This window comes from Vibrio sp. 1557 (assembly GCF_033340175.1).
In the GTDB taxonomy this organism is placed as follows: domain Bacteria; phylum Pseudomonadota; class Gammaproteobacteria; order Enterobacterales; family Vibrionaceae; genus Vibrio; species Vibrio alginolyticus.
The window spans coordinates 1-25,880 of the sequence record NZ_JAWOVZ010000024.1 but is presented as its reverse complement, the minus strand read 5'-3'; the positions used below and the strand labels follow the sequence as shown (position 1 = coordinate 25,880).

The window sequence follows — 25,880 nt, the reverse complement described above, 5'->3', positions numbered from 1 at the left end:
ACTAAGATTCAACCATCAACGTATCCATTAAAAGAGCGCTATGGAAAAGACATACAACCCAACTTCAATCGAACAAGCTCTGTATCAGACTTGGGAAGAGAAAGGCTACTTTAAGCCACACGGTGACACTACTAAAGAATCATACAGCATCATGATCCCGCCACCGAACGTCACTGGTAGCCTACACATGGGCCACGCGTTCCAAGATACGATCATGGATACGCTTATCCGTTGTGAACGTATGAAGGGTAAAAACACCCTTTGGCAAGTAGGTACTGACCACGCTGGTATCGCAACTCAGATGGTTGTTGAGCGTAAGATCGCTGCAGAAGAAGGCAAAACAAAACACGATTACGGTCGTGAAGCTTTCATCGACAAAATCTGGGAATGGAAAGGCGAATCTGGCGGCACTATCACTAAGCAGCTTCGTCGTCTTGGCGCATCTGTAGACTGGGATCGTGAACGCTTCACGATGGACGATGGTCTATCTAACGCCGTTCAAGAAGTGTTCGTACGTCTATACGAAGACGATCTAATCTACCGCGGTAAGCGTCTAGTTAACTGGGATCCAAAGCTACACACAGCGATTTCAGATCTAGAAGTAGAGAACAAAGACACTAAAGGCCACATGTGGCACTTCCGCTACCCACTAGCAGATGGCGCTAAAACAGCGGATGGCAAAGACTACATCGTTGTTGCAACGACTCGTCCAGAGACCGTGCTAGGCGATACGGGTGTTGCAGTTAACCCAGAAGATCCACGTTACAAAGATCTTATCGGTAAAGAAATCATCCTTCCTATCGTTGATCGTCGCATCCCAATCGTGGGCGATGAGCACGCAGATATGGAAAAAGGTACTGGCTGTGTGAAAATCACACCTGCGCACGACTTCAACGACTACGAAGTAGGTAAGCGCCACCAGCTACCAATGATCAACATTCTGACTTTCGACGCGAACATCCGCGACTCAGCAGAAGTATTCAACACTAACGGCGAAGCAAGCGACGCTTACAGCACTGAGCTACCAGCTAAATACCACGGTATGGAGCGTTTTGCCGCTCGTAAAGCTATCGTTGCTGAATTCGACGAGCTAGGCCTACTTGAAGAAGTGAAAGATCACGATCTACAAGTTCCTTACGGCGACCGTGGTGGCGTGGTTATCGAACCAATGCTAACTGACCAATGGTACGTACGTACTGCGCCTCTAGCGAAAACCGCAGTTGAAGCAGTAGAAAACGGCGACATCCAATTCGTTCCTAAGCAATACGAAAACATGTACTTCTCTTGGATGCGTGACGTTCAAGACTGGTGTATCTCTCGTCAGCTATGGTGGGGTCACCGCATCCCAGCTTGGTACGACAACCAAGGTAATGTTTACGTAGGTCGCACTGAAGAAGAAGTTCGTAAGAACAACAACCTAGAGTCAGTCATTGAACTTCACCAAGACGAAGACGTACTGGATACGTGGTTCTCTTCTGCACTATGGACGTTCGGTACTCAAGGTTGGCCAGAGCAAACTGACGATCTGAAAGTATTCCACCCTTCAGACGTTCTAGTAACTGGTTTCGACATCATCTTCTTCTGGGTTGCGCGCATGATCATGATGACCATGCACTTCGTGAAAGACGAAAACGGCAAGCCACAAGTACCATTTAAAACGGTTTACGTTACTGGTCTAATCCGTGACGAAAACGGCGACAAGATGTCTAAGTCGAAAGGTAACGTACTTGACCCAATCGACATGATCGATGGTATCGACCTAGAGTCTCTCGTAGAGAAGCGTTGTGGCAACATGATGCAGCCTCAACTAGCGAAGAAGATCGAGAAGAACACTCGTAAGACGTTTGAAAACGGTATCGAAGCATACGGTACAGACGCACTGCGTTTCACTCTTGCAGCAATGGCATCAACAGGTCGTGATATCAACTGGGATATGAAACGTCTTGAGGGTTACCGTAACTTCTGTAACAAACTATGGAACGCAAGCCGTTACGTAATGATGAACACAGAAGAGCAAGATTGTGGCTTCAACGGTGGTGAGATTGAATATTCACTAGCAGACAAGTGGATTGAGTCTCAGTTTGAACTCGCAGCGAAAGCGTTTAACAACCATATCGACAACTTCCGTCTAGATATGGCTGCGAACACGCTTTACGAATTCATCTGGAACCAATTCTGTGACTGGTACCTAGAGCTAACTAAACCCGTTCTATGGAAAGGTACTGAAGCGCAACAGCGTGGTACTCGCCGTACACTCATCACGGTTCTTGAGAAGACGCTACGTCTAGCTCACCCAGTGATTCCTTACATCACTGAAACTATCTGGCAAAGCATCAAGCCATTAGTTGAAGGTGTAGAAGGCGAGACAATCATGCTGCAAGCACTGCCTCAATTCGACGAAGCAAACTTCAACCAAGAAGCGCTAGACGACATTGAATGGGTGAAAGCGTTCATTACCAGCATCCGTAACCTACGTGCTGAATACGACATCAACCCTGGTAAGCCGCTTGACGTTATGCTGAAAGCAGCAAATGCAGAAGATGCCTCTCGTCTAGAAGCAAGCAAGCAAGTACTGATGTCACTAGCGAAGCTAGAAGCAGTACGCGTGCTTGAAACTGGCGAACAAACTCCTGCATGTGCGACAGCACTGGTTGGTAAGTCTGAGTTGATGATCCCAATGGCAGGTCTGATCGACAAAGATGCTGAGCTTGCTCGTCTAGATGGCGAAATCAAGAAGACTCACGGCGAAATCAAGCGTATCGAAGGCAAACTAGGTAACGAAGGCTTCGTAGCGAAAGCACCTGAAGCAGTTGTTGCTAAAGAGCGTGAGAAGCTTGAAGGCTACAAAGAGACACTAGCTAAGCTAGAAGAGCAGAAGACAACGATCGCTGCGCTTTAAGCCTCAGTGAAAGAGAAGAATTAACACTTCTCACTTTTGGTTCAAAAGGTTGGTCATCATGGCCAACCTTTTTTGTATACATTTCACCAAAACCATCATCAATAGCTTCCCCCTATCACAACAATACTCATTACCCATTAGCATTAATGAGAATTATTATCGATAATGAACTCATCGAAACAAACACGATTGAGTAATTATCATGAAAAAGACACTAACTTTCGCAGCACTGCATTTTACTATCGCATTTAGTGTCGCTTACGTACTCACAGGCGACATTCTAATTGGTAGTTTAATTGCCATGATTGAGCCTTCAGTGAACACCGTAGCCTTCTACTTTCATGAAAAGGCATGGGCAAAAGTCCCAGCACTTAAAGCTCGTCAGTGGATGACCAAATTAAAAACCGCAAGCTTTGCGACCGTGCACTTCAGCGTCGCTTTTACCGTGGTTTACTTACTAACAGGTGATGCATTTGTCGGCGGCGTAATGGCGATGCTAGAGCCGAGTTTGAACACGGTGGCTTACTACTTCCACGAGAAAGTATGGATGCGTAAATCATCAGAAAAAGCTCCAGCACCGCAGTTTTGTTTACATCACCACGCTTAAACATGGAGGCTCACTACGCCTCCTAACGAGAAAAATGACATTTACCATTGACAAGGTTGCGCACCGCAATTAATTTAATTGCGGTGCGCAACTTTATTTTTAGAGGTAAGTGATAATGAACGCTCGTCAACTTCGACACTACTCCCGTCAAGCCGTCCGATTGCTTGGTATGCTTGATAAACAATGCGGCGATGTCGCTCTCACTCCAGTGCAAGCGCACGCATTGGGTGAAATCCAATTGCAGCCATTGACCATCAATCAGCTGGCACAGCAGCTTAATGTCGACAAGTCCAACGCGAGCCGAACCGTTACTGGTTTGATTAAATTAGGTTTGGTCGAGAGCATCGAAAACCCAAAAGACAAACGTAGTCAACTCGTAGCGATTACAGAGCAAGGCCAACAGGCGTTATCAGAACTGGACCAACAGCAAAACCACTTCTTTGAACAACTGCTTACCCAACTCGATGACAGCGAGCAAGAGCAACTCAAACTTGGTCTAGAGACTTACCTAAAAGGGCTAACAAAAGTGTGTCAGTCTGAGGAATACGTTCTTCGACCTCTTACTCAAGCAGACAACCCGCAAGTCGCAGATGTGATTCGTAAAGTCTCTGCAGAATACGGCTTAACCGCAGACAAAGGTTATGGTGTGGCCGATCCAACGCTTGATGATATGTATTCGGTTTACAATCAATTCGGGGCCGCCTATTGGGTCATTGAACATCGCGGAGAGATCGTTGGTGGCGGTGGCTTTGCCCCTTTAGCTGGCGAGCCAAATGTGTGTGAACTACAAAAGATGTACTTCTTACCTCAAACACGAGGGCACGGTTTAGCCAAACGCATCGTCGCATTGAGCTTACAATTGGCGAAACAATTTGGGTATCAGCAGTGCTATTTAGAGACAACTGAATGTCTGAGAGAAGCGGTAAGCTTGTATGAAAAGCTAGGCTTTGAGCATCTCGATGCCCCGCTTGGACAAACAGGGCATGATGCATGTGAAGTCGTAATGCTTAAAACACTATAATAAAGAGCATTACTAAGAGTTAAAGCACAACATGGGTAACACAAAGCTCCTGGCTCAAGGCAACAGTGAAGTTTTGGTGCTGCCCATCCAACTCAACAGACAACTGGTAGAGATCACTTGGATCAGGATCAGTAAGATCGGCATACTTTGGCGCTTCGATCTGGAATAAAGCGCTCGCATGCTCCGCTCGGACATCAATAGGAATATGGTAAGTCATACCATTAAACTTAACCGATGCAGAGACCAGGCCCGGCAAAAAAGTTTGATAGTACAAGTCTACTTTAAACTCACAACCACCACCGTGGTGCCAAATCTGTTCGGTAGCCACGCGGTCTAAACGCACATTGCGAATGAACTGCAGATACGGTTCTTGCCATACCCCTAAGCGCTCATCACTTTTTTTATATTCATGATCGGACAGAGAGCACAGCTCAGGTTTATCTTCATCAAACAGAAGATCCTCTTCTTCCTCTAAGAACAAGATTTCAAAGCGGTTACGCCCCATTTGCATGAACGGACGAATGTCTTTCTTGTAGACATTTTGAGAACCGTCACAGTCGAACAATGCTACTCCGTTCAAACGCACTTCTGCATGGTAATCCACACCACCCAACACCATTTCTACCGCTGGGAATGCCATCATGGATTCATCCACTTCAATGTCATGCATCAGGTGCCACTCTTGCTGACGAATTGCTTCTTCTGTCATTTCAACTGGCAATACCTGACTCAAAGGAGCAGGGAAAGTAATGTCATCCTGTGGGATAGAAAGGTCCGTCAGTGGAGAGACTTGCCATAAACCGGCGAGTGAGAGTTGCATATACACCTTGAGCTAGATCAATTTTCACGCATTATAGGGAGAAATCCCCTATAAACTCAATGTGAATTATTTATCGCCTCCACATTCGTCAGTTTTTCAAGGTATAAAAAAACCAGCGTTAAACGCTGGTTTTTCCAAAAGTAGTAAGCTTTGATTACTCGTCGTCTTCATCTTCTTCAGGGTAAAGCGCATCTTCGCCTTCGTAGTACGTACCCCAACCGTCATAGATGATGTCGTATTTTTCTGCCAAGTGAATCAATTTTTCAACTTGCGCATCAATCGCTTCTGCGTCTAGTGCGGACTCCATAGTCGCATCACAGCAAAGCAACTTGTTACCATCTTCATCTTCAGTTTCTTCTGCTTCAAGAACTTCAAAGCCCATCTTGAATGCTTCAACTACCGCTTTTTCTAGCGTGTCAAAATCTTCTGCAAACAGGTGGTGCTCAATTTCGTATAGCGAATCTGGATCGCTGCCATCTTCTAGCAATGCTGCAATGATATCGCGAGTCTCTTCCTTTTGAATCTCAATTAATTCTTCTACTGATAGATATTCATCTTCGTGAGACATGTTTTGGCTCCAGATTAGTTACTTGATGGAAACACAATACCCGATACTGAGTATGCTGATCCGGTGAAATATGGCATGGATTGCGATGAAAAGCCACAAACAAACATCATACCACTGCGATTCTTATCGGTTATTTGAATCTAAATATTAAACCGACCACACAAAGAAACAAAAAATTAACAAAGAATGGCGTTTTTTAATATTCAGAACATCCTAATTGACACTTAATGTGGTTATTTTCTCTTTCTATGCGTGTTTATGATGCTTTCTTGAATACACTCACGTGTAAAACGAAGATGCATAACGAATAAATTCACTTTAACAATGCATAATTTAGAATAAAAATGCACGTTTTATGCACTGTGCATGTATTCTTTCTCAACGGGAAAATTAGAATAAAAACGCACGCACTCTAATTTTAGCAAAATAGCATTTATATCTAATAATAAATTTAATAAGAATCAAAATAAAAATAAAAAACTCACAAAACCAGAAACACCAGAATATAAACAAAGCTTGATAACTTGCATCTTTCTAGGAAGCTTGTCATAACTAATGGCTGGAAAATTTGTAAGGATACAAAATGAGCAAGCTGTACGTTGGATCAGAAGTTGGTCAACTTCGACGAGTTCTATTAAATCGCCCTGAACGCGCCCTAACCCACTTAACTCCGTCAAACTGTCATGAGTTGCTATTTGATGACGTTCTTGCTGTAGAAGCGGCAGGTGAAGAGCACGATGCATTCGCACGTACGCTGCGCGAGCAAGACGTTGAAGTGCTTCTCCTCCACGATTTACTGGTCGAAACCCTCGCTGTTCCAGAAGCAAAACAATGGCTGCTGAACACTCAGATTTCTGACTTTCGTTACGGGCCAACCTTTGCGCGAGACCTACGCCAATACTTTTCAGAAATGGATGATGAACACCTTGCCTGCATCTTTTTAGGTGGCTTAGCTTACTCAGAGCTACCGATCTCCTCATCTTCTATGCTGCCAAAAATGAAGCGTCCTCTCGACTTTGTTATTGAGCCACTGCCTAATCACCTCTTTACTCGTGATACCTCATGCTGGGTTTATGGCGGCGTTTCTCTTAACCCGATGATGATGCCTGCACGCCAACGTGAAACAAACCACTTACGTGCGATTTATCGTTGGCACCCAATTTTTGCTGGCCAAGATTTTATCAAATACTTCGGTGACGATGATCTGCATTATGATAATGCGAATGTCGAAGGCGGTGATGTGTTGGTTATTGGTAAAGGTGCAGTTCTTATCGGTATGTCTGAGCGTACGACTGCACAAGGTGTAGAGAACCTTGCAGCAAGCCTATTTAAAGCAGGCCAAGCGACCGAAGTGATTGCAATTGATCTGCCTAAACACCGCTCATGTATGCATTTAGACACCGTGATGACCCATATGGATGTAGATACTTTCTCTGTCTACCCTGAGATCATGCGCAAAGATCTCGACACATGGCGCTTAACACCAAAAGGCAACGGTGAAATGCATGTTGAAGCCTCACATAACTATCTGCACGCGATTGAGTCCGCTCTTGGCTTAGATCAGCTGAAAATCATCACCACTGGTGGCGACAGCTATGAAGCGGAACGCGAACAATGGAATGACGCCAATAACGTTCTAACTGTAAAACCGGGCGTAGTAATTGGTTACGAACGCAACGTATACACCAACGAAAAATACGATAAAGCTGGCATCAAAGTACTGACAGTACCTGGTAACGAGCTTGGTCGTGGTCGCGGTGGCGCTCGCTGTATGAGCTGTCCAATAGAACGAGACGATATATAACTTACTCGTCCCTTTACATTAGGTGAATCAAAACTAAGGTTGATGTGAATACATCAACCTTTTTTAGCTTTAATTAAAAATAATTATTCACAATAAAAGCATTTATATGTTTTAATGAATTCTATTAATCTAATCACATGTACTAAGGGACGAGCTATGGCTTTCAATTTACGTAACCGCAACTTTTTGAAGCTATTGGACTTCTCAACCAAAGAAATCCAGTTTTTGCTCGAACTGTCTGCAGAGCTGAAAAAAGCTAAATATGCAGGAACAGAGCAGAAGACACTTCAAGGTAAAAACATCGCACTAATCTTTGAGAAATCTTCGACTCGTACCCGATGTGCGTTTGAAGTCGCTGCCTTTGACCAAGGTGCTCAAGTCTCTTACATCGGCCCTTCTGGCTCGCAGATCGGTCATAAGGAATCGATGAAAGACACCGCTCGCGTCCTTGGTCGTATGTATGACGGGATTGAATACCGAGGCTTTGGCCAATCCATTGTTGAAGAGCTTGGTACTTATGCTGGTGTTCCAGTGTGGAATGGTTTAACGGATGAGTTCCACCCAACCCAGATCCTTGCTGACTTCCTGACCATGCAAGAGCACGGCCGTGGTAAACAGCTACATGAAGTAACCTTCGCTTACCTAGGTGATGCGCGCAACAACATGGGTAACTCACTTATGGTGGGCGCAGCGAAAATGGGCATGGATATTCGCCTTGTCGCGCCAAAAGCGTTCTGGCCTGAAGAAGATCTCGTGGCAACTTGTCAAACTATCGCGCAACAAACCGGTGCAAAAATCACGTTAACAGAAAGCGTTGAGGAAGGTGTGAAAGGTTGTGACTTCCTATACACCGACGTTTGGGTGTCTATGGGTGAGTCTGCCGAGGCATGGGATGAACGTGTAGCGTTAATGACACCTTATCAAATCAATATGGACGTGATTAAGCAAACGGGTAATCCACATGTGAAATTCATGCACTGCCTTCCAGCTTTCCACAATGATGAAACCACCGTCGGCAAAGAAGTCGCTGAAAAATACGGTATGAAAGGCCTTGAAGTAACAGAAGAGGTATTTGAATCGGAATACTCCATCGTATTCGACGAAGCTGAAAACCGTATGCATACCATCAAAGCCGTGATGGTTGCGACGCTAGGAAGCTAAACCAGCGCGCAAAAACAGCCGATAAAAACCATGATGTAATCGCTTGCGCTCACGAAAGTTAAGCGTATAATGCTCGGCAATTTGTCTGAGGATTAAGAAATGACCACGCTGATTGCTGACGTAAAAACGCGATTTGCTCTCGCTAAGCGACTACGCTTACGTGGTGTTATTTTCGTTAATTCTATTGAATTTTAAAACCTCCCCATTGGGGAGGTTTTTTTATGTCCAAAATTCCTTTCGGTTATTTGGATGTAGTCATCAATGTTATAGGGAAGAAGATCATGGCGAGCTCGCTTTACCAGAAGCACATCATCTCTATTCCAGAGCTTTCACGCGAAGAACTGGAACTTATCGTAGAAACAGCAGGTAGCCTTAAAAAAGCACCTCGACCAGAACTGATTAAAAACAAAGTCGTTGCAAGTTGTTTCTTTGAACCATCAACACGTACACGTTTATCGTTTGAAACAGCGATTCAGCGCATTGGTGGTGACGTGATTGGCTTTGATAATGATGGTAATACCTCTCTGGCGAAGAAAGGCGAAACACTCGCAGATTCAGTACAAGTCATCTCTTCTTACGTCGATGCCTTTGTGATGCGTCATCCACAAGAAGGCGCCGCTCGCTTGGCATCTGAATTTTCAAATGGCGTGCCAGTGATCAACGCGGGCGACGGTGCAAACCAACACCCAACTCAAACGCTACTCGACCTATACACCATCGCGGAAACACAAGGGCGTCTAGACAACCTGAACGTCGCATTCGTAGGTGACCTAAAATATGGCCGCACAGTGCACTCACTGACTCAAGCCTTAGCAAAGTTTAACAACATCCGCTTCTTCTTTGTTGCACCAGATGCGCTGGCAATGCCAGATTACATCTGCGAAGAACTAGACGAAGCTGGCATTCAATATAGCCTACACACAGACATGGAAAGTGTGATTCCTGAACTGGATATTCTGTACATGACACGCGTACAGAAAGAACGCTTTGACGAATCGGAATACGCACATATTAAGTCGGCTTACATCCTAACGGCGGCACTACTAGAAGGCGCGCGTGAGAACTTGAAAGTACTGCACCCACTACCACGTGTGGATGAAATCACAACTGATGTTGATAAAACGCCTCATGCTTACTTCTTCCAGCAAGCTCAAAATGGCGTGTATGCTCGCCAAGCACTGCTGGCGCTTGTTCTAAACGAAACACTGTAATCGAGGGGAAAAATCATGGCTAAAGAAACTCAATTGCAGGTAGAAGCAATCAAAAATGGTACGGTCATCGACCACATCCCTGCGCAAATCGGTATCAAAGTATTAAGACTGTTCGATATGCACAATTCATCACAACGCGTAACGATTGGACTGAACTTGCCATCATCAGCACTCGGTCATAAAGATCTACTCAAAATCGAAAATGTGTTTATCAATGAAGAGCAAGCGAGCAAGCTAGCGTTGTATGCTCCTCACGCGACCGTGAATCAAATCGAGAATTATGAAGTGGTGAAAAAGCTAGCGTTAGAGCTTCCTGAGCGCATCAATGATGTATTTGAATGCCCGAATTCAAACTGTATTTCTCATAATGAACCAGTAGAAAGCAGCTTTAGCGTGTTCGAGAAGAAACAAGAAATCCGCCTAAAGTGTAAATACTGCGAGAAAGTGTTCTCACGCGAGATCGTAACCGAGCGATAAACACGCCGCACGACTAGGCTTTGATACGTTTAAAATACCCTGCAATGTCGGGGTATTTTGCTCTTTACCTACCGAGGGTTTAGAGGCAAACTGAGAATCTTTATTCCCTACAACTGATGGAAAAAATCAAATGACGAAAGTACTTCACACTGAGTCTGCACCAGCAGCAATCGGTCCTTACGTTCAAGGCGTAGATCTAGGTAACATGGTTCTTACTTCAGGCCAAATCCCAGTAAACCCAGCGACAGGTGAAGTGTCTGCTGATATCGCAGAACAAGCTCGTCAGTCTCTAGAAAACGTAAAGGCTGTAGTTGAATCTTCAGGTCTTAAAGTATCTGATATTGTAAAGCTAACGGTTTTTGTTAAAGACCTAAATGACTTTGGCACAGTGAACGAAGTTTACGGCAAGTTCTTTGATGAGCACGGCGTAGCAAACTACCCTGCACGCTCTTGTGTAGAAGTGGCTCGCCTACCAAAAGATGTTGGCATCGAGATTGAAGCAATCGCTGTTCGCAAATAATTGCACTTGCTGACAAACATAAAAAAACGGGTAGCTCAGGCTACCCGTTTTTTATTGTTTTCTCGTGATGATATCGCAGTAAAACTTAAGCAGCGTTGCGCTGTTTGACTTCTTCATCTAACGATTCAAGCTTCTCTTTCATCTGTTCACGACAGATATTCGCTAACTCGCGAATGCCCTCTTTACCATAGCCTTCAGTGCTGATTGGAGGTAGCATTTCAACAATCACATGACCATTGTTCCAACGGTTCAGCTTAATTTTATTCGTCGAGCTACATACGATAGGAATGATTGGCACACCTGCACCAATTGCCGCATGAAAAGCACCTGTTTTGAATGGCAGCAAACCACGCCCACGAGAACGCGTGCCTTCTGGGAACATCCACACCGAAACATCACTTTCTTTCATGCTGCTCACGACCTGATCGATAGTACCTTTTGCTTTAGAGCGATTCGCTCGGTCAATCAGAATGTTACCCGTAAGCCAGTAAAGCTGACCAAACAGTGGCATCCAAGCCAAGCTCTTTTTACCTACTGTCACAACTTTCGGAGTCACAGCCGCAGAAACAGTAAACATGTCCCAGTTGTTCTGGTGGTTAGCAATGTAAACATGTTGGCCGCGTGAATACGCATCTTCAGGGATACGCAACTCTAACTTAATCCCAAACACACGAGACATCTTGGCAAACAAACGGCCAAAAGTGAAAACGTGCTTAGGGTTTCTAGGGCTTAATAGGCAGTAACCACAACCACCAATAAACATAACAATCGCAAAGATAGCGACAGCAAATACACGTAACAGTGCAATCATTCTTGTTCTCCAGGAACCGGCTTTTGCCAGATACAGCTATTAATATCTCTCTTTCCATAAAGGGAAAATATGGTCATGAGAGTGATATAAAAAAGCCGAAACTCAGGTTTCGGCTCTCTTGATATCCAAGTTACCTGCGGTGCAGTTTAACTTGCCTAGCTCACTCGCTCAATATTTGCGCCAAGTGCAGCCAGTTTATTTTCGATTTTGTCGTAACCACGGTCGATATGGTAAATACGATCAACGACGGTTTCGCCTTTAGCAATGCAACCTGCAATAACCAAACTAGCCGAAGCTCGTAGATCGGTTGCCATCACTTGCGCACCGCTGAGTGACTCAACATCACCACAGATAACCGTATTGCCTTCGATCTCAGCTTTAGCGCCCATACGCATGAGTTCTGGTACGTGCATAAAGCGGTTTTCAAAGATAGTCTCTGTGATCACGCCGCCACCTTTCGCCATCATATTCAGAAGCGTAAATTGAGCTTGCATATCCGTCGGAAAACCAGGATGTGGCGCAGTACGTACACTTACCGCTTTTAGCTCGCGGTCGGTCATATCAACGGAGATCCAATCTTCACCCGTTTCGACAAGCGCGCCAGCTTCTTCCAGCTTGGCGAGAACCGCTTCAAGCAAATGAGCATTAGTGTTGCGACATACCACTTTACCGCCAGATACTGCTGCTGCGACAAGGAATGTTCCCGTCTCAATACGGTCAGCAACCACGTTGTGTTTACAACCGCCTAGGCGCTCAACACCTTCAATCGTAATGGTATCTGTGCCAGCGCCAGAGATTTTTGCGCCAAGCTTATTTAGGAAATCAGCGGTATCGACGATTTCAGGCTCACGCGCAGCGTTATCTAGTGTTGTTGTGCCTTCCGCCAGCGCTGCGGCACACATGATGGTGATCGTCGCGCCTACGCTGACTTTATCCATCACGATGTGCGCGCCTTTTAGACGACCATCCACTTCTGCTTTCACATAACCATCTTCTAATGTAATGGTTGCGCCAAGCTGCTCTAAACCAGAAATATGTAGATCCACAGGACGAGCGCCAATAGCACAACCGCCTGGTAAAGAAACCTGACCTTGACCAAAGCGCGCCACCAAAGGACCCAAAGCCCAAATAGAAGCACGCATGGTTTTCACCAAGTCATAAGGCGCACAGTATTCTGTAATACTGCTTGGATCAACATGAACAGAGCCATTGCGGCTTACTTTCGCGCCTAAACGCTTAAGCAATTCCATGGTTGTATCGATATCACGAAGGTGTGGTACGTTTGCCACTTCTACTGGCTCTTCCGCCAAGATAGACGCAAATAAAATCGGCAGTGCTGCGTTTTTTGCACCTGAAATGGTCACTTCACCAACTAGTGGTTTATCTGACCCAATAACTCGAAACTTTTCCATCAATAAACCTTAAAGCGACATCAATTTCTTATCACGAGCCCACTCTTCTGGTGTGAACGCTTTGATTGATAATGCGTGAATGTCGTTACGCTGGATGTATTCCATCAGAGGAGCATAAATTAGCTGCTGCTTCTTAACGCGGCTCATTCCATCGAAACAAGCATCAACAGCAACCACTTCATAGTGGCTACCTTCACCTTTCACATGCACTTCTTGAAGGTTTAGTGCTTCTTCTAATAACTGTTGTACTTTTGCGCTATCCACAATTTACCCCTGATAATTCTGTATGTGTTTGGCCACTAAAGATTCAACATTGCTCAGTTGAAACAAAGTGCGCAGTTGCGCCGGCACGAAACTGAGCATTATATGACAGTTTTGCTTTTTTGCATGCTCTAATAAGTGGATTAACATCACCATTCCTGCAGAGTCGACGCGCTCTATCTCTTTTAGCGAGCATTCCAGCTCCGATTGAGCAGGTTGCCATTGCTGTGCATACGCCCACAATGAAGGCACTGTATCTCTATCAAGTGCCCCTGTTAGCTTAAGAATGTTTTGATCCAATTGCCACTGAGCGGGAGTCTGGGCCATTATTTCTTAGCCTCGAAGCGGATCGGTTCTGCGGCCAATTTTTCTAGGTCTTTAGCAACAGATAGAATACCTTCTTGACGAATTTTACTGTTCCATTCGGATTGTTTACTAGAAAGCAAACTAATGCCCTCTGCAATCATATCGAATGCTTCCCACTCACCAGAGTGGTTGTCTTTACGCAGTTTAAACTCAAGTTTGATGTTTGGACGCGGAGTATCGATGATATCAACTTTAATGCTTGTAATACGCTTAGAGTCATCAATGCTAGGCTCAGGACCAAACTCAATTTTTTGGTCAGAGTATTGCGTCAACACTTGTGCATAAGACGCAATCAGGTACGCACGAAATGCATCGATAAACTCAAGTACATCTTCACGCTTAGCACCTTTTAAGTTTGGACCAAGAAGTTTTAACCCTGCATAGCGGTAGTTGACGTAAGGCATTAGCTCTTCTTCAACGATCACTTTAAGTAAATTTGGATCTTGTTTGATTTTCGGCTGTTCGGCTTTCAATCTTTCGAACGTGACTTCAGCTACCTGCTTCATCATCTTATAAGGTTCAGTTTTATCCACCTCTGCTGCTGTTGCTCCAAAGACGCTAAACACAGCACAAACTGAAAGTAGTAATCTCGCTAACATAGTTATTCCTTACTTGAGTCGTCTGAACCACCTACGCTGTATAGTACTTGACCAATTAAGTCTTCAAGCACAAGCGCCGATTTGGTGTCTTCGATGGTATCACCATCCACTAGCATGACTTCATCATCAAAAACGAAGCCAGGTACTAAACCAATGTATTGCTCACCAATCAGGCCAGATGTCAAAATTTGTACGCTCGACGTTTCTGGGAACTGATTGTATTTGCTATTGATAGATAGTGTTACAACTGGCAATAAGTTGTCTGGGTTAAGCGAAATACTACTTACTCGACCAATCACAACGCCCCCCACTTTTACGGGAGAACGAACTTTTAAACTGCCAATATTATCGAACTCGGCTTTGAGGGTATAAGTATCACCAGAGCCAATGCTTTTTACGTCAGCAACTTGAAAAATCATCACAAGAATCGCGCAAATTCCCGCTAATACAAAGCTGCCAACCCATAATTCAGTTTTACGTGTTTGTTGCATGATTAATTCCCAAACATCAATGCGGTCAGTACAAAGTCTAATCCTAGTACTGCTAAAGAAGAATGCACAACAGTGCGCGTAGTTGCTCGGCTGATCCCTTCCGATGTTGGAATAGCATCATAACCGTTAAATAGAGCGACCCAAGTAACCGTAATTGCAAACGCAAAACATTTGATCATACTGTTACCAATGTCTTGCCCTAGCTCAACAGAGGACTGCATCGCTGACCAAAAACTGCCGTGATCAACGCCTTTCCAGTCAACACCAACAAGCTGAGCGCCCCAAATTCCCACAGCCATGAAAATCATAGCCAGTAAAGGCATTGAGATAACCCCAGCCCAAAACCGTGGTGCAATCACTCGTTTCAATGGGTCTACCGCCATCATTTCAAGGCTAGACAGTTGTTCCGTTGCTTTCATTAGACCTATCTCTGCGGTTAACGCAGAACCGGCACGACCAGCAAACAAAAGTGCAGTAACAACGGGTCCTAATTCACGGAGTAACGAAAGCGCTACCATTTGCCCCAAACTGCCTTCTGCGCCGTAATCCACCAACACAACATAGCCTTGTAGACTCAAAACCATTCCAATGAACAGACCAGATACGACGATGATCGCCAGCGACTGAACACCAACAGAATAAAGTTGCTTAACAAGCAGAGGAAAGCTTCTGATCGGTTGTGGCTTAGAAAATAGCGCCCCAATCAACATGAAAGTCGCACGACCAAATGCTCCGCAAATAGAAAGCGTGCGTCGACCCAGCGAGGCGACAAAGTGAATGAAGTTATCGACCATCAAATAAGTCCTTTTCGATACTTTGAGAAAGGAAACGAAACGGTACAGGACCGTCGGCATCACCTTGTAAGAACTGCTGGACACGAGGATCAGAGTTTTGAGTCAGCTCTTCTGGCGTACCATAGGCGATGATTTTTCCATCGGCCATCAGGTATACCCAGTCAGCAATACTCATGACTTCAGGTACGTCGTGAGAAACCACAATAGAGGTCAAACCTAACGCTTGGTTTAGATTGCTAATTAGCTCAACCAAAACGCCCATAGTGATTGGGTCTTGCCCCACAAACGGCTCATCGTACATGATCAGGTCAGGGTCAAGTGCGATTGCACGAGCCAAAGCAGCGCGTCTTGCCATACCACCTGAAAGCTCACTCGGCATTAATTGCGCCGCGCCGCGTAGACCGACAGCTTCGAGCTTGAGTAACACCATGGTGCGAATCAAATCTTCCGATAAATCGGTATGCTCTCTCAATGGAAAGGCGACATTATCAAAAACATTCAAATCAGTGAATAAAGCCCCTGACTGGAACAACATGCTCATTTTCTTTCGAGCATGGTAGAGTTTTTTACGCGAGAGAGAGGGAATATTGTCTCCATCAAACCAGATCTCTCCTTGCTCGGGATACAACTGACCACCAATCAAACGCAGCAGTGTTGTTTTACCAATTCCCGATGGTCCCATAATGGCCGTCACTTTGCCCTCAGGAACATGCAGATCAATATCATCAAAGATCATGCGTTCTCCCCGTGAAAAAGTGAGGTTGTTCACGGTGACTAAATCGTTGTTCGACATATCATCTCTTCTACTGTAGGAGCGTTGCAACTCACGGAATCATCAAGCAGATACTCATCGGAGTTGAATTCTACGTTTAATAAAGTAACGTCGGTACATTTATTAGGCTGCAATCATAAGCACATTGGCGTTGAATTTAAAGCACTGTTCAATTAAATAAAGTCGACTATATCCCTGCAATTTCTCATGGTTTATGACCTAATTAGCACGAAGTGTTTAAATCCTAGACCAGAATTGCTCATTTAAATGAGTGAGATTTACATACATTTTCGTTACTAACCTTTAATTTATTCTTCGTTTATCTTCCATTTTAGGCCGCAAAAGGTCAAAATTAGCGGTTATTCATTTTACTTATTTAATACTTAGGAATTCTCATGCTCGAAGCCGTTGCGTTGCTTATAGTCGGTCTTGTTTTGCTTGTTTGGAGTGCAGATAAACTTGTTTTTGGCTCTGCAGCGATAGCCCGCAACGTCGGTATTTCCCCGCTTGTCATCGGCATGACAATCCTTGCGATGGGCTCATCTGCCCCTGAGATGATGGTATCTGCAACCGCTGCTTGGGATGGTAAAACAGATACAGCGGTGGGTAACGTATTAGGCTCAAACATAGCGAACATTGCGTTAATCCTAGGTATTACAGCGCTGATCAAGCCTTTGTCGATTAGCTCCGCCGTCATCCGCCGAGAGCTTCCACTCATGATAGCCGTAACCGTACTCGCTGGTATTCTGCTTTGGAATAGCCATCTCGGTTTTTATGAGGGTGTCTTATTGTTTGTACTCTTTGGGGCATTTTTATTTGCTATGTTGCAAATCAGCCGCAAAGAGCAAAAATCAGGTGATGTTTTTCTTGATGACCAAGAGTCAGAGATCCCTGAAGGCGTCAGTAACCCTAAAGCAATCATGTGGGTGGTTATTGGCTTGATACTGCTTCCTTTGGCAGCCAGCATGCTGGTTGATAACGCGGTAATTATTGCTAAACACTTTGGTATGAGCGACCTTGTTATCGGTCTAACTATTATCGCCATTGGCACTAGCCTGCCTGAACTGGCCGCATCACTTGCGGGAGTTTTAAAGGGTGAAGACGACATGGCTGTCGGTAACATTATCGGTTCGAATGTGTTTAACATTCTGGCGGTAATGGGGATTCCTGGCATCATTAATCCATCGGTGCTCAGTGAGTACGCGATGGGACGTGACTTCTGGGTCATGTTAGGCGTTTCATTGTTACTTGTCGCGATGTGTTTGGGTAAATCACGCAGTATTAACCGTATTGAAGGTGCCATCTTGTTTGTGTGCTTCTTAGGTTACCAAGTGTACTTATTCGCAAACATGACCGCTTAATTACCACGATCAATAAGTAGAGATCTGATATGTCCAATCAATTTGATTTTCGCGCTGCTGCTAAACAAGTTCTTGATATCGAAGTTGCTGCTCTGCAAGAGCTAGATACCTACTTTGATGATCAATTTGAAAAAGCGTGTGAACTTATCCTTTCCAACAACGGCAAAGTTGTCGTTATGGGTATTGGCAAGTCAGGCCATATTGGTAACAAGATTGCCGCCACTCTGGCAAGCACTGGGACTTCGGCGTTTTTCGTTCATCCAGGCGAAGCCGCACATGGTGACTTGGGTATGATTAGCCCTGGTGACATTGTGCTGGCAATTTCTAACTCTGGTGAATCAAACGAAATTCTGTCTCTATTTCCAGTATTAAAGCGCCTGAATATTAAGATCATCAGCATGACAGGTAAGCCAGAATCAAATATGGCCAAGCTGTCTGACTTACACCTGCAAATTACGGTACCTCAAGAAGCTTGTCCGTTAGGCCTGGCGCCAACTAGCAGTACGACTGCCACATTAGTGATGGGAGATGCATTAGCCGTAGCTCTGCTTCAAGCTCGTGGTTTTTCTGCCGAAGATTTTGCCCTATCTCACCCAGGTGGTGCACTGGGGAGAAAACTGCTACTTAAGTTGTCTGATATTATGCACTTTGGAGAAGCGTTACCTAAAGTTTCTCCTGACGCATTAATTCGCGATGCCCTGCTTGAAATTTCAGAAAAGGGGTTAGGCATGACAGCCATCGTCGATGAGCACGATGCTATGCTTGGTATATTCACCGATGGTGATTTACGTCGTACCTTAGACAAGCGTATCGATATTCATACGACGGCAATTGGCGAGGTCATGACGACAAACCCAACCACAGCACACCCTGATATGCTGGCGGTTGAAGGTTTGAACTTGATGCAGAATAAAAACATTAATGCTCTGATTTTATGTAAAGACGAAAAAATTGTGGGTGCACTGAACATGCACGATTTACTAAAAGCTGGCGTGATGTAATATCAGCACAAACATTTAAATCATTTATTAGACGAATAAAGGCAATGGTCAGGGAAGTACTGAGCTAAACGATAGGCCTTCATTATATGAGTTTTACTCGCCTTATTTATTTGCTCTTGATCTTCGTTGTAGCGTGGTGCGGTTATTACCTACTAACCCCTAAAGGCAACGATGCAATTCAAGTAGCACCAGATTCTGAACTGCCCATGTTCAGTGGTTCTGGATTAGAAAACATCACCTACGGTGAAGATGGTGTCCGCAGTTACATCATTCGCTCCACTAACTTAGACCATTATGCTAAGAGTGGAGATACTATTTTTAATAACCCGACTTTGATGGTTTACCGTGAAGGAAGCGTCATTGAATGGAAGGTGACTGCCACAAGAGCAGTGTTAGATGAAGACCAAGTTTTGACTTTATATGACAAAGTCTTAATGCAAAATCTTCTGCCTGGTGCGAGTTTTGATACCATGGCAACAGACAAATTGGTCATTAATCTAACCAATCGTGATTTTAAAGCTGACCAACAAGTAATGTTGGTTGGACCACAATTTGAAACTACTGGAGGCGCAATGCAAGGTAACCTAAAACAGCATACTGCGACTCTGACAGATGAAGTTCAAGGTCGATATGAAACCGTTACACCTTAGCCTACTGGCACTGGTATTGGCGGCGCCTCAAGCGCTGGCACTCAAGTCGGATACTCAACAGCCGGTTTACATAAACTCTGACACCCAACAGGTTGATATGAAGAGTAACCAGGTTGTTTTTGAAGGCGATGTATCTCTTAAGCAAGGGAGCATCAATATCGATGCTGATAGAATCGTGGTAACTCGCGATCCTAAAACCGAAGCAATTAAACAGATTCAAGCATTTGGTAAACCTGCGAAGTTTTCTCAGCTGATGGACGATGGTAAAACACTTAGTGGTCAAGCTACGGAGTTGGATTACCGTATTTCTACAGACGAACTGACCATGAAAGGTCAAGCGCAGCTGGCACAAGACAACAACACCATCAAAGGTTCTTCGATTCGTTACCAAATTGGTAAACAAAAGCTAGTCGCAGATAGCTCTAAGGAAGAGCGCGTTACGACCATTTTGCAACCCAATCAGATAGAGAACTAATATGGCAGTACTGAGTGCGAAAAACTTGGCGAAAAGCTACAAAAAACGCAAAGTCGTCACTGATGTTAGCTTAGAAGTTGAATCTGGTCAGATTGTTGGGCTACTCGGTCCAAACGGTGCGGGTAAAACCACCTCGTTTTACATGATTGTCGGCTTAGTACCTCGTGATGAGGGCACCATTACCATTGACGACAATGACATCAGTATTTTACCGATGCATAGCCGTTCACGCCTTGGCATTGGCTATCTTCCGCAAGAAGCGTCGATTTTCCGTAAGCTTTCAGTAGAAGATAACATCATGGCCGTACTTGAAACTCGTCAAGAAATGACGAGGGAAGAGCGCCAAGATAAACTGGAAGATTTGTTGGAAGAATTCCACATCCAGCACATCAGAACCAGTGCTGGTATGGCACTATCAGGGGGTGAACGACGCAGGGTGGAAATCGCTCGAGCTTTAGCGGCTAACCCTCAGTTCATTTTATTGGATGAACCTTTCGCTGGTGTTGACCCAATTTCGGTTAATGACATCAAGAAAATCATTGAGCATCTGCGCGATCGTGGTCTCGGAGTGTTAATCACTGACCATAATGTACGTGAAACACTGGACGTATGTGAAAAAGCCTATATCGTGAGCCAAGGGCACCTAATTGCATCGGGAACTCCGGCAGAAGTTCTCAATAATGAACAGGTGAAACAAGTTTATCTCGGCGAACAATTCCGTCTATGATTATATTAGGAACGGTAAGATTCTGAGCATTACAAGGTAAGTAACACTGAATGAAACCTTCATTACAACTCAAGCTAGGTCAGCAGTTAGCCATGACGCCACAGTTGCAGCAAGCGATTCGCTTATTGCAATTGTCGACACTCGATCTTCAACAAGAAATCCAAGAAGCGTTGGACTCAAACCCATTATTGGAAGTTGAAGAAGGCCAAGACGAGCCTCTAGCAAACGGTGAAGATAAGTCAGCGGTCGAGGCTGCTGATAGCAACAGTGCTAGCGAACCAACAGAAATTGACGTTCCAGATAGCTCCGATGTGATAGAGAAATCAGAAATTAGCTCTGAACTTGAAATCGACACGACTTGGGATGACGTCTACAGCGCGAATACTGGTAGCACTGGCTTAGCTCTTGATGATGATATGCCCGTCTACCAGGGCGAAACCACTGAATCATTACATGATTACCTCATGTGGCAGCTTGACCTAACACCATTCAGTGAAACCGACCGCACGATTGCATTAGCGATTATTGACGCTGTTGACGACTACGGCTATTTAACTTTGTCGCCTGAAGAGATTCATGAGAGCTTCGATAATGAAGAGATAGAGTTAGACGAAGTAGAAGCTGTTCGTAAACGCATTCAACAATTCGATCCTCTTGGCGTTGCATCGCGTAACTTACAAGAATGTTTGTTACTGCAACTGACGACCTTCCCAGAAGACACGCCGTGGCTTGCTGAAGCCAAAATGATACTTGCGGATCATATTGATCACCTAGGCAACCGAGACTACAAGCTCGTCATCAAAGAGACTAAGCTGAAAGAAGCCGATCTTCGTGAAGTCTTAAAGCTTATCCAACAGTTAGATCCTCGTCCAGGTAGTCGCATCACTCCTGATGATACCGAGTACGTAATTCCAGACGTATCCGTTTTTAAAGACAATGGCAAATGGACCGTTTCTATAAACCCGGATAGCGTGCCAAAATTAAAAGTAAATCAACAATATGCTCAATTAGGCAAAGGTAATAGCGCGGATAGCCAGTACATCCGCAGCAATTTGCAAGAGGCAAAATGGTTAATTAAGAGCTTAGAGAGTAGAAACGAGACGCTACTCAAAGTTGCAAGATGTATTGTTGAACATCAACAAGATTTCTTCGAGTATGGTGAGGAAGCCATGAAGCCAATGGTACTCAATGATGTCGCTTTGGCTGTGGACATGCATGAATCCACGATTTCTCGTGTAACAACGCAAAAGTTTATGCATACACCACGTGGTATTTTTGAATTGAAGTACTTCTTCTCTAGCCATGTTAGTACTGACAACGGCGGAGAATGTTCGTCAACAGCAATTCGTGCACTCATTAAAAAACTGGTCGCAGCAGAGAATACTGCCAAACCACTGAGTGATAGCAAGATTGCTGCTCTTCTGGCTGACCAAGGGATTCAGGTCGCAAGACGTACGATAGCCAAATATCGCGAATCCTTGGGAATTGCCCCTTCAAGTCAGCGTAAACGCCTATTATAAGGCACTAACTGAAAAGGAAAGTCTATGCAAATCAATATTCAAGGCCATCACGTTGATCTTACCGATTCAATGCAAGACTATGTAAATTCTAAGTTTCAGAAGCTCGAAAGGTTCTTCGACCATATCAATCAAGTGCATGTTGTACTAAAAGTTGAAAAAATTACTCAAATCGCGGAAGCTACGCTTCACATAAATCAAGGCGAAATCCACGCATCAGCCGATGACGAAAATATGTATGCCGCGATCGATTCGCTGGTAGATAAATTGGTTCGCCAACTTAATAAGCACAAAGAAAAACTAAACAGTCATTAATCATGCAACTGAGCGAAATACTGTCATTGGACTGCACCAAAAGTGCGGTCCACTGCACGAGTAAAAAACGCGCCCTTGAAATGATCAGCCGTATCGTGGCTGATCAAACGGGCCAAGATTCTACCGAGCTGTTCGAATGCATGCTCAATAGAGAAAAAATGGGCAGTACCGGTATCGGAAACGGTATTGCGATCCCTCACGCGAGAATGCAATCAAGCGACAAGGCCATTGCTGTCTTACTGCAATGTGATGAAGCAATCGAATTTGATGCGATTGACAATCGACCTGTCGATCTTCTTTTTGCGCTCCTTGTACCAGAAGAACAGTGCAAAGAGCACCTCAAGACTCTATCCTCTATGGCAGAACGTCTGAGCGATAAGCAAGTATTGAAACTACTGCGTAATGCTCAGAGTGATGAAGAACTTTACGACATCATGATTCACCAATAAGCAGGACTAACTCCATGCGACTAATCGTTGTTAGCGGGCACTCAGGTGCCGGTAAAAGTATTGCGCTTCGTGTACTGGAAGACTTAGGTTACTACTGTGTTGATAACCTGCCAGTTAACTTGCTGGACGCATTTGTTCATTCTGTTGCTGACAGCAAACAGAATGTTGCAGTCAGCATTGATATTCGTAATATTCCTAAAAAGCTAAAAGAACTGACGAGTACACTAGAACAGTTAAAAACTGAGCTTGATGTGACCGTGCTTTTCTTGGACGCTAATAAAGAAACGCTACTCAAACGCTACAGCGAAACACGCCGAATTCACCCGTTATCTTTAGGTGGCACCTCCCTCTCGCTCGATCAAGCCATCGAGCGTGAGAAGCAAATTTTGACGCCACTCAAAGCGCATGCAGATCTGGTCCTAAATAGTAGTGGGCAGTCTTTGCATGAATTGAGTGAAACCGTGCGTATGCGCGTTGAAGGCAGAGATCGCAAAGGGCTCGTTATGGTATTTGAGTCTTTTGGTTTTAAATACGGCCTGCCTTCCGATGCCGATTACGTATTTGACGTTCGCTTCTTACCTAACCCACATTGGGAACCAGCACTACGCCCGCTTACAGGTCTGGATGCTCCTATCGCCGCATTTTTAGAGCAACACCAATCGGTGTTAAGTTTGAAATATCAAATTGAAAGCTTTATAGAGAATTGGTTACCTCTGCTTGAGAAAAACAACCGCAGCTACCTGACCGTTGCAATCGGTTGTACTGGTGGTAAGCACCGCTCGGTGTACTTAACTCAGCAAATCGGTGAATACTTCTCCAACAAAGGACACCAAGTACAAATTCGCCATACCTCACTAGAGAAAAACGCTAAGGAGTAGCCGTGGAGTTAAGTCGTAAAGTATTGATTCAAAACCGCCTTGGCTTACATGCTCGTGCAGCAGTCAAACTGGTCGAACTGGCACAGAGCTTTGAAGCGGTCATCACCATCGACAATGAAGAAGACAAAACCGCCACAGCAGACAGCGTAATGGGCCTGTTAATGCTAGAGTCCGCTCAAGGACAATACGTCACGATCCACGCAACGGGTGGGCAAGCGGAAGAAGCACTGGATGCCGTTTGCCATTTGATCGAAGATAAATTTGATGAAGGCGAGTAGTTTACTCGCTTTTTTCTTACCTCCCATTATCTTTCTCTTCCCTGACCTAATAAATAAATTTGCTTAGTATCATAAGTTGTTATTAAAAGGCGCCTAGAATTAAGTTATTATTCAACGCATTGTAAATATCAGGAATTGGGAGGAATGAATGGCAGAGCAAATTGAATTCGACCAAGCTCACCAAGCCCTCCAAGAAGTCACAGAAGCGCTAGAAAATGGTCGCTTCGTCCATGTTCGTCGTCAATTACAGGACATGGAACCTGAGGATATCGCTCACCTTTTAGAAGCCTCCCCACGGAAGAGCCGTGAAGTTCTTTGGCAACTCACCGACCCTGAAGATTATGGTGAAATCCTTGACGAGCTGAACGAAGACGTCAAAGACAGCCTCGTATCCAAAATGGCACCAGAAGCGCTTGCAGAAGCGACAGAAGGCATGGATACCGATGACGTGGCTTACGTACTGCGTAGCTTGCCTGACAACCTGTCACGCGAAGTCCTGTCGCAAATGGACTCCTCTGACCGTCTACGGGTCGAAACCGCCCTATCCTACCCAGAAGACACTGCGGGTGGACTGATGAACACCGACGTCATCACAATTCGTGGTGACGTCGATGTGGACGTAGTTTTGCGTTATCTACGTATGAAAGGCGAGCTTCCAGAAGCTACGGATGCCCTGTATGTGATCGATGAAGAGAGTAAGCTCATCGGTGAACTGCCGATCACGACGCTTATTACCACTCAGCCAGACGTAAAAATCATTGATGTAATGGAAGACGCGGACGAGGCCATCACCGTCGATACTAGCGACTCAGATGTTGCGAGTCTGTTCGAACGCCGTAATTGGGTATCTGCACCTGTTGTTGATGAAAACTTGCATTTGGTCGGTCGTATCACCATCGATGACGTGGTTGACGTTATTCGTGAAGACGCGGAACACTCGATGATGAGTATGGCGGGTATGGACGATGACGAAGATACTTTCGCGCCTGTTGTAAAATCAGCTCGCAAACGCAGTATCTGGCTTGGCGCTAACGTATTAGCCGCCCTTGCTGCTGCTTCCGTTTCTAACATGTTTGAGGCCACATTAGACCAAATGGCCGCCATTGCGGTATTGATGACGATTGTTCCGTCCATGGGTGGTGTCGCTGGTAACCAAACCGTCGCACTAGTGATTCGTGGTCTTGCTCTTGGTCATATCGGTGACTCAAACAAACGCGAACTGTTAATGAAAGAAGCCTCGATCGGCTTACTCAACGGTATCATGTGGGCGCTGATTATTGGTGGTATTGTTGTTGCTTGGAAAGGTAACTGGATGCTCGGAGGAATCATTTCCGCCGCCATGCTGACCAACTTATTGGTCGCAGGTATTGCAGGAGTAACGATTCCAATCCTATTGAAAAAAATGAACATCGATCCTGCTTTAGCTGGTGGTATGGCATTAACAACGGTGACGGATGTGATTGGTTTATCTGTCTTCTTAGGGCTTGCCACAATACTGATTACCTAACAGAAAAAACGAAAAAGCCTGATGAACACATCAGGCTTTTTTGATTCTGAATGTGCCGTCCTAAATAAGGTTGACACTTTCCCCCCCAAAAAATTGGAGAGTGTTATGAAATCAACAACTAAAAGAAC

General features: G+C 44.8%; 30 protein-coding genes. 20 read left to right on the top strand and 10 right to left on the bottom strand.

From position 1 onward, the window contains the following. Nucleotides 1-40: 40 nt before the first annotated feature. The 3 genes from R7070_RS20495 (at nt 41) to R7070_RS20485 (ending at nt 4,527) form a co-directional block, all read left to right on the top strand. Nucleotides 41-2,899: a valine--tRNA ligase gene (locus R7070_RS20495; protein WP_042523474.1), complete on the top strand. Its 2,859-nt coding sequence runs from the start codon at nt 41-43 to the stop codon at nt 2,897-2,899. A gap of 202 nt (nt 2,900-3,101) precedes the next feature. Next, on the top strand, nt 3,102-3,506 hold the full coding sequence (locus R7070_RS20490) for a DUF2061 domain-containing protein (protein ID WP_005381078.1): 405 nt from the start codon (nt 3,102-3,104) through the stop codon (nt 3,504-3,506). Nucleotides 3,507-3,621: 115 nt separating this feature from the next. After that, the gene (locus R7070_RS20485) at nt 3,622-4,527 is read left to right on the top strand and encodes a bifunctional helix-turn-helix transcriptional regulator/GNAT family N-acetyltransferase (protein ID WP_256900688.1); all 906 of its coding nucleotides are present in this window, start codon (nt 3,622-3,624) and stop codon (nt 4,525-4,527) included. 19 nt (nt 4,528-4,546) lie between these two features. Here R7070_RS20485 and R7070_RS20480 read toward each other — a convergent pair whose 3' ends face one another. Together R7070_RS20480 and rraB are read right to left on the bottom strand one after the other, a co-directional pair. Continuing rightward, nucleotides 4,547-5,347 (bottom strand): glycosyl hydrolase 2 galactose-binding domain-containing protein, encoded by an 801-nt coding sequence (locus R7070_RS20480; protein WP_053303447.1) that lies wholly within the window; start codon nt 5,345-5,347, stop codon nt 4,547-4,549. Between the two features lie 154 nt (nt 5,348-5,501). After that, entirely contained in the window at nt 5,502-5,915 is a 414-nt protein-coding gene (rraB, locus tag R7070_RS20475) for a ribonuclease E inhibitor RraB (protein ID WP_005381081.1), read from the bottom strand. 583 nt (nt 5,916-6,498) lie between these two features. Between rraB and arcA the strand changes: the two genes are divergently transcribed. The 6 genes from arcA (at nt 6,499) to R7070_RS20445 (ending at nt 11,088) form a co-directional block, all read left to right on the top strand. Continuing rightward, entirely contained in the window at nt 6,499-7,719 is a 1,221-nt protein-coding gene (gene arcA, locus R7070_RS20470; protein ID WP_005381082.1) for an arginine deiminase, read from the top strand. 156 nt (nt 7,720-7,875) lie between these two features. Further along, nucleotides 7,876-8,880: an ornithine carbamoyltransferase gene (locus R7070_RS20465; RefSeq protein WP_053303448.1), complete on the top strand. Its 1,005-nt coding sequence runs from the start codon at nt 7,876-7,878 to the stop codon at nt 8,878-8,880. A gap of 99 nt (nt 8,881-8,979) precedes the next feature. Beyond that, a complete protein-coding gene (locus R7070_RS20460; protein WP_005381084.1) occupies nt 8,980-9,075 on the top strand; it encodes a hypothetical protein in 96 nt (31 codons plus the stop codon). A gap of 86 nt (nt 9,076-9,161) precedes the next feature. Then, the gene (gene pyrB, locus R7070_RS20455; RefSeq protein ID WP_149191745.1) at nt 9,162-10,091 is read left to right on the top strand and encodes an aspartate carbamoyltransferase; all 930 of its coding nucleotides are present in this window, start codon (nt 9,162-9,164) and stop codon (nt 10,089-10,091) included. 15 nt (nt 10,092-10,106) lie between these two features. Further along, on the top strand, nt 10,107-10,568 hold the full coding sequence (gene pyrI, locus R7070_RS20450; RefSeq protein WP_005381086.1) for an aspartate carbamoyltransferase regulatory subunit: 462 nt from the start codon (nt 10,107-10,109) through the stop codon (nt 10,566-10,568). 130 nt (nt 10,569-10,698) lie between these two features. Next, nucleotides 10,699-11,088: a RidA family protein gene (locus R7070_RS20445; protein WP_005381087.1), complete on the top strand. Its 390-nt coding sequence runs from the start codon at nt 10,699-10,701 to the stop codon at nt 11,086-11,088. Between the two features lie 85 nt (nt 11,089-11,173). Here R7070_RS20445 and R7070_RS20440 read toward each other — a convergent pair whose 3' ends face one another. The 8 genes from R7070_RS20440 to mlaF all read right to left on the bottom strand — a co-directional run bounded on the left by R7070_RS20440 (nt 11,174) and on the right by mlaF (nt 16,615). Further along, nucleotides 11,174-11,899 carry a 1-acylglycerol-3-phosphate O-acyltransferase gene (locus R7070_RS20440; RefSeq protein ID WP_005381088.1) on the bottom strand — a complete coding sequence of 242 codons (726 nt, stop codon included), beginning with the start codon at nt 11,897-11,899 and terminating at the stop codon, nt 11,174-11,176. A 155-nt stretch (nt 11,900-12,054) separates the two neighbouring features. Next, nucleotides 12,055-13,311, bottom strand: coding sequence for a UDP-N-acetylglucosamine 1-carboxyvinyltransferase (murA, locus tag R7070_RS20435; protein ID WP_005388419.1), 1,257 nt, complete (start codon nt 13,309-13,311; stop codon nt 12,055-12,057). Between the two features lie 9 nt (nt 13,312-13,320). Then, nucleotides 13,321-13,575, bottom strand: a complete 255-nt coding sequence (gene ibaG / locus R7070_RS20430; protein ID WP_005381092.1) for a BolA family iron metabolism protein IbaG — start codon at nt 13,573-13,575, stop codon at nt 13,321-13,323. A gap of 3 nt (nt 13,576-13,578) precedes the next feature. Next, nucleotides 13,579-13,899: a lipid asymmetry maintenance protein MlaB gene (locus R7070_RS20425; protein WP_005381093.1), complete on the bottom strand. Its 321-nt coding sequence runs from the start codon at nt 13,897-13,899 to the stop codon at nt 13,579-13,581. After that, nucleotides 13,899-14,537, bottom strand: a complete 639-nt coding sequence (mlaC, locus tag R7070_RS20420; protein ID WP_017821301.1) for a phospholipid-binding protein MlaC — start codon at nt 14,535-14,537, stop codon at nt 13,899-13,901. The genes R7070_RS20425 and mlaC overlap by 1 nt, the downstream gene beginning before the upstream one ends. Nucleotides 14,538-14,539: 2 nt before the next feature. Further along, complete coding sequence (gene mlaD, locus R7070_RS20415) at nt 14,540-15,028, bottom strand: outer membrane lipid asymmetry maintenance protein MlaD (RefSeq protein WP_005381099.1); 489 nt, start codon at nt 15,026-15,028, stop codon at nt 14,540-14,542. 2 nt (nt 15,029-15,030) lie between these two features. Then, nucleotides 15,031-15,822 carry a lipid asymmetry maintenance ABC transporter permease subunit MlaE gene (gene mlaE, locus R7070_RS20410; RefSeq protein ID WP_005381100.1) on the bottom strand — a complete coding sequence of 264 codons (792 nt, stop codon included), beginning with the start codon at nt 15,820-15,822 and terminating at the stop codon, nt 15,031-15,033. Further along, complete coding sequence (gene mlaF, locus R7070_RS20405; RefSeq protein WP_256900687.1) at nt 15,812-16,615, bottom strand: phospholipid ABC transporter ATP-binding protein MlaF; 804 nt, start codon at nt 16,613-16,615, stop codon at nt 15,812-15,814. Before mlaF ends, mlaE begins: the two co-directional genes overlap by 11 nt. A 374-nt stretch (nt 16,616-16,989) precedes the next feature. On the opposite strand from mlaF, the gene R7070_RS20400 reads away from it, so the two are divergent. From R7070_RS20400 to mgtE, 11 genes are all read left to right on the top strand, one after another. Beyond that, a complete protein-coding gene (locus tag R7070_RS20400; protein WP_005381102.1) occupies nt 16,990-17,955 on the top strand; it encodes a calcium/sodium antiporter in 966 nt (321 codons plus the stop codon). 29 nt (nt 17,956-17,984) lie between these two features. Further along, nucleotides 17,985-18,956: an arabinose-5-phosphate isomerase KdsD gene (gene kdsD / locus R7070_RS20395; RefSeq protein ID WP_005381104.1), complete on the top strand. Its 972-nt coding sequence runs from the start codon at nt 17,985-17,987 to the stop codon at nt 18,954-18,956. Nucleotides 18,957-19,042: 86 nt separating this feature from the next. After that, nucleotides 19,043-19,606, top strand: a complete 564-nt coding sequence (lptC, locus tag R7070_RS20390; protein ID WP_005381106.1) for an LPS export ABC transporter periplasmic protein LptC — start codon at nt 19,043-19,045, stop codon at nt 19,604-19,606. Then, nucleotides 19,587-20,081 (top strand): lipopolysaccharide transport periplasmic protein LptA, encoded by a 495-nt coding sequence (gene lptA, locus R7070_RS20385; RefSeq protein ID WP_005381109.1) that lies wholly within the window; start codon nt 19,587-19,589, stop codon nt 20,079-20,081. The genes lptC and lptA overlap by 20 nt, the downstream gene beginning before the upstream one ends. A gap of 1 nt (nt 20,082) precedes the next feature. Beyond that, entirely contained in the window at nt 20,083-20,808 is a 726-nt protein-coding gene (gene lptB, locus R7070_RS20380) for an LPS export ABC transporter ATP-binding protein (protein WP_005381111.1), read from the top strand. A gap of 50 nt (nt 20,809-20,858) precedes the next feature. Next, on the top strand, nt 20,859-22,328 hold the full coding sequence (locus tag R7070_RS20375; RefSeq protein WP_005381112.1) for an RNA polymerase factor sigma-54: 1,470 nt from the start codon (nt 20,859-20,861) through the stop codon (nt 22,326-22,328). A gap of 24 nt (nt 22,329-22,352) precedes the next feature. Continuing rightward, the gene (hpf, locus tag R7070_RS20370; RefSeq protein WP_005381114.1) at nt 22,353-22,640 is read left to right on the top strand and encodes a ribosome hibernation promoting factor; all 288 of its coding nucleotides are present in this window, start codon (nt 22,353-22,355) and stop codon (nt 22,638-22,640) included. Nucleotides 22,641-22,642: 2 nt separating this feature from the next. Then, nucleotides 22,643-23,089 (top strand): PTS IIA-like nitrogen regulatory protein PtsN, encoded by a 447-nt coding sequence (gene ptsN, locus R7070_RS20365; protein WP_005381116.1) that lies wholly within the window; start codon nt 22,643-22,645, stop codon nt 23,087-23,089. Nucleotides 23,090-23,103: 14 nt separating this feature from the next. Further along, a complete protein-coding gene (gene rapZ / locus R7070_RS20360) occupies nt 23,104-23,967 on the top strand; it encodes an RNase adapter RapZ (protein ID WP_054577138.1) in 864 nt (287 codons plus the stop codon). A gap of 2 nt (nt 23,968-23,969) precedes the next feature. Beyond that, nucleotides 23,970-24,245: an HPr family phosphocarrier protein gene (locus R7070_RS20355; RefSeq protein ID WP_005381120.1), complete on the top strand. Its 276-nt coding sequence runs from the start codon at nt 23,970-23,972 to the stop codon at nt 24,243-24,245. Between the two features lie 148 nt (nt 24,246-24,393). After that, the gene (mgtE, locus tag R7070_RS20350; RefSeq protein ID WP_005381121.1) at nt 24,394-25,752 is read left to right on the top strand and encodes a magnesium transporter; all 1,359 of its coding nucleotides are present in this window, start codon (nt 24,394-24,396) and stop codon (nt 25,750-25,752) included. The last annotated feature ends 128 nt before the right edge of the window (nt 25,753-25,880 follow it).